Below are 3756 nucleotides of genomic sequence, written 5' to 3'. Positions count from 1 at the left end.
CGCGCTCAAGTCGACACCACCAATTTTCAGAAAAATATGACTAAAAGTCATATTGTTATGCGAATATGCATCAGAGTTAACCGGACACTAGTGGAGACTGACCACTAAAAAAGCGGCCCTTTCAGGCCGCTTCAAAAAACCCCTGGGTGGAGGTCACTCGTCATGCTCAGTATCGGAAGTTCATCTCCAGCATCACCCCGCCATCGCCGGCCGGGTAGACCATGGCCCGGTTGCGGGGCTCCTGGGCGCTGATGCGCAGTTCCCGCTGGTAGCTGGCGGGCTGGGCATAGGAACTTCTGAGAATCTGCTGGCCGAAGGCCTGCTCGCGGGCGAAGTCCTGGTTGAGGGCCGCGGCGGTTCGGGTCAGGGAGCCGTAACTGTCTTCGTCTCCATGACTGGAGAACGGCAGGGAGATCAGGGTGGCAAGGATGGTCGCCGAGGCGGCGAGCCGGAGGATCTGCCGGCTTGGTGCCGGGCTGGCGCATGAGGCTGCGCGATGAGTTGTCTGCTGTGCCATGGTGGGCAACCCCGCTGTCTTGGATGTTCCGTGAGACCGGTGGCTTTGCGTCCCCGCCTTTCGACGGGTTTGCCTTTGTCCTGTGAGCCAGATTGCATCTGGCCACGACTGTGATTCTGGTCAAGGATCGGGTGCGGGGTTGAGCATTCCATCACATACCGTATGGCCTCTCGTCGGTGGAAAGAGGCCGCTTGTCGTCACCCTATCTCGAGCGACGTGTCAGCAAGCTCAGGTACCTGGTTGAAAGCGGGAGGATAAATGCCACTGCGTTTGCGCTGATTCCGGCGGCGCCGCCGTCAGAGCTGTTTGCCGACCCAGACCACGCCTTCGTCCTCCGGCCGGACCCGCGTCGAGAAGCCCAGGCGCTTCACCAGGGCCAGCATGTTGCTGTTGCTGGACAGCACCTCCCCTTCCATCAGGGTCAGGCCCCGGGACCGGGCCACCTGCATCAGGCTTTGCATCAGGTGGGTGCCGATGCCCTTGCCCTGCCAGTCGTCCGCCACCACCAGGGCGAACTCGCAGCTGCGCTGGTCTGGGTTGGCGGTGTAGCGGCCCACCGCCACCTGCAGTTCGGCGCCGTCCTGTTCCAGCGTGGCGATGAAGGCCATCTCCCGGTCGTAGTCGATCTGGGTGAAGCGCACCAGCATCTGCGGGGTGAGCTCGTGCAGGGCCTGCATGAAGCGGAAATAGCGGGATTCGTCCGAGAGCCCGCGCACGAAGGCCTGTTCGATCTGGGCATCCTCGGGGCGGATCGGGCGGATGGTGATGGGGGTACCGTCGGGCAGCTGCCAGTGGCTCACCAGGCTGGACGGGTAGGGGTGAATGGCCATGTGGGCGTAGGGATCCGCCTCGGCGGGCGGGAAGGCCACGCCGATGCGCGCGTCCACGGCCGCCAGCCCGTGCTCGTCGACGATCAGGGGGTTGATGTCCAGTTCCACCACCTGGGGCAGTTCGCAGACCATCTCGGAGATGCGCAGCAGGACCCGCTCCAGGGCGGCGGCGTCCACCGCGGGCATGTGCCGGAAGCGCGCCAGCAGCCGCGCCACCCGGGTGCGGCTGATCATGTTGCGGATGATGGTCTCGTTGAGCGGCGGCAGGGCCACGGCCCGGTCCTGCAACACCTCCACCGAGGTACCGCCGGAGCCGAAGCTGATCACCGGGCCGAATACCGGGTCGCGCAGCACGCCCACCATCAGCTCCCGTCCGTAGTGGCTGCGGTACATGCGCTCCAGGGTCACCCCCTCGATCAGCGCATCGGGCTGCGCCTCCCGGGCTGCCTGGAGCATCTCCTGGAAGTGTTTGCGTACCGCATCCGCGCCGGTGATGTTGAGGCGCACGCCGCCCACGTCCGACTTGTGGGTGATGTCCGGCGAGGCGATCTTCATGGCCAGCGGGTAACCCAGGGTGCTGGCCGCCACCAGAGCCTCGGCCGGGGTGCGTGCCAGCAGGGTCTGGGTCACGGGGATGTGGAAGGCGGAGAGCACCGCCTTGGCCTCCAGGCTGCCCAGCACCTTGCGCCCCTCGGCCAGCACGCCCTCGATGATCAGTCGCGCCCCCTCCACGTCGGCGGGGCTGCGGTCGCTCAGGGGGCCGGGCACCTGCAGCAGCAGGCGCTGGTTGCGCTCGTAGGCGGTGAGGTAGGCGAAGGCCTCCACCGAGGCCTCCGGGGTCGGGAAGTGGGGCAGGCCAGCCTCGCTGAAGCGCTTGCGGGCGGCGCTCACCTGCTTGCCGCCCATCCAGCAGGCCAGCACCGGCTTGCGCAGGCCGCTTTTGTCCTGCGCCTGTACCGCGCCGATGAGTTCCTCTGCCACCCCGTTCGGGTCGGTCATGGCCTGGGGGGTGAGCATGGTGAGGATGCCGTCCACACGAGGGTCCTCCAGGCAGGCGCCCAGTGCCTCCCGGTAGCGGCCGGCGTCCGCGTCGCCGAGCAGGTCCAGGGGGTTGCCGTGGGACCACTGGGCGGGCAGGGTGGTGTCCAGGTGCCGCAGGGTGGCGGGGGAGAGTTCCGCCATGCTCACGTCCAGTTCCACTGCCCGGTCGGTGGCCATCACCCCGGGACCGCCCGCATTGGTGATGATGGCCAGGCGATTGCCGTGCACCCGGGGCGCGGTGGACAGCAGCCGGGCGGCGGAGAAGAGTTGCTGCACGGTCTGGGCACGCACCGCGCCGGCCCGTTCCAGGGCCGCGTCGAACACGTCGTCTGCCCCCACCAGGGCGCCGGTGTGGGACATGACCGCCCGGGAACCCTCCTCGTGACGCCCCGCCTTGATGACGATCACCGGTTTCATGCGCGCCGCCGCCCGCAGGCCGCTCATGAAGCGCCGCGCGTGGCGAATGCCTTCCACGTACAGCAGGATGCTGTGGGTCTCCGCGTCCAGGGCCAGGAAGTCCAGCACGTCGCCGAAGTCCACGTCCGCCGCGTCGCCCAGGGAGGCCACCAGGGAGAAGCCGATGCGCTGGTCCTCGGCCCAGTCCAGGATGGCGGTGCAGATGGCGCCGGACTGGGACACCAGGGCCAGGTGGCCGGGCAGGGCGGTGTTGCGGCTGAAGGTGGCGTTGATCTTGTGCTTGGGCCGGATCACGCCCAGGCAGTTGGGGCCGATGAGGCGAAGCCCGGTCTCCCGGGCCGCCTCCAGCATGGCCGCCTGCAGGCGTTGCCCCTGGGAGCCCGCCTCGGCGAAGCCCGCCGACATGACGATCGCCCCGGCCACCCCGGCCTCGCCGCACTGGCGCACGATCTCCGGCACCGTGTCGGCAGGTGTGGCGATCACGGCCAGCTCCGGCGGCCGCTCGATGGCGGCCACGTCCGGGTAGGCCCTCATGCCCATGATCTTCGGGTGGTTCGGATTGACCGGATGCAGGGCCCCCTCATAACCGATGGCGCGCAGGTTGCGCATGACCAGGCCGCCCACCGCCTCGGGCCGGTCGCTGGCGCCGATCACGGCGATGCCCCGGGCGGAGAGGATGCGGCGCAGGTAGTGGGGACCCATGGTGGCTCCGTGTCTGAGGTATCGGGCGGGTTTTCAGTGTTTCATGGCCATCTTGGCGTAATCAATCATGCTGCATTCTGATTCCGGACAATGTGTTGGCCGATCAATGAGCTGATACTCTTGAAGTCTGCTCGTTTGGACGGATCCCCAGGCGAGCCCGCATATCTCACCACCGTTCGTAGCGAGGGCGTCGAGATGCCGCTGTGACGGGGCGCGCGGAGCGGAAGACGGCGCCGGCGTAGCCGACAC

General features: G+C 67.5%; 2 protein-coding genes and 1 riboswitch. Both genes read right to left on the bottom strand.

What is annotated here, in order from left to right:
- Nucleotides 1-166: 166 nt before the first annotated feature.
- Nucleotides 167-517 (bottom strand): hypothetical protein, encoded by a 351-nt coding sequence (locus D580_RS0114835; protein ID WP_018955143.1) that lies wholly within the window; start codon nucleotides 515-517, stop codon nucleotides 167-169.
- 1 nt (nucleotide 518) lies between these two features.
- A riboswitch (cyclic di-GMP riboswitch) is annotated at nucleotides 519-601 on the bottom strand.
- A gap of 212 nt (nucleotides 602-813) precedes the next feature.
- Nucleotides 814-3507, bottom strand: coding sequence for a GNAT family N-acetyltransferase (locus tag D580_RS0114830; protein WP_018955142.1), 2694 nt, complete (start codon nucleotides 3505-3507; stop codon nucleotides 814-816).
- Nucleotides 3508-3756 lie beyond the last annotated feature (249 nt).

The organism is Thioalkalivibrio sulfidiphilus, assembly GCF_000377945.1.
Taxonomy (GTDB): domain Bacteria; phylum Pseudomonadota; class Gammaproteobacteria; order Ectothiorhodospirales; family Ectothiorhodospiraceae; genus Thioalkalivibrio_A; species Thioalkalivibrio_A sulfidiphilus_A.
The sequence above is the reverse complement of the archived record's forward strand: the minus strand, read 5'-3'. Positions and strand labels throughout refer to the sequence as shown.

Bases quoted from the DNA above. Each gene is read 5' to 3' on its own strand.
- D580_RS0114835 (WP_018955143.1), bottom strand. From the start codon at position 517: ATGGCACAGCAGACAACTCATCGCGCAGCCTCATGCGCCAGCCCGGCA.
- D580_RS0114830 (WP_018955142.1), bottom strand. From the start codon at position 3,507: ATGGGTCCCCACTACCTGCGCCGCATCCTCTCCGCCCGGGGCATCGCC.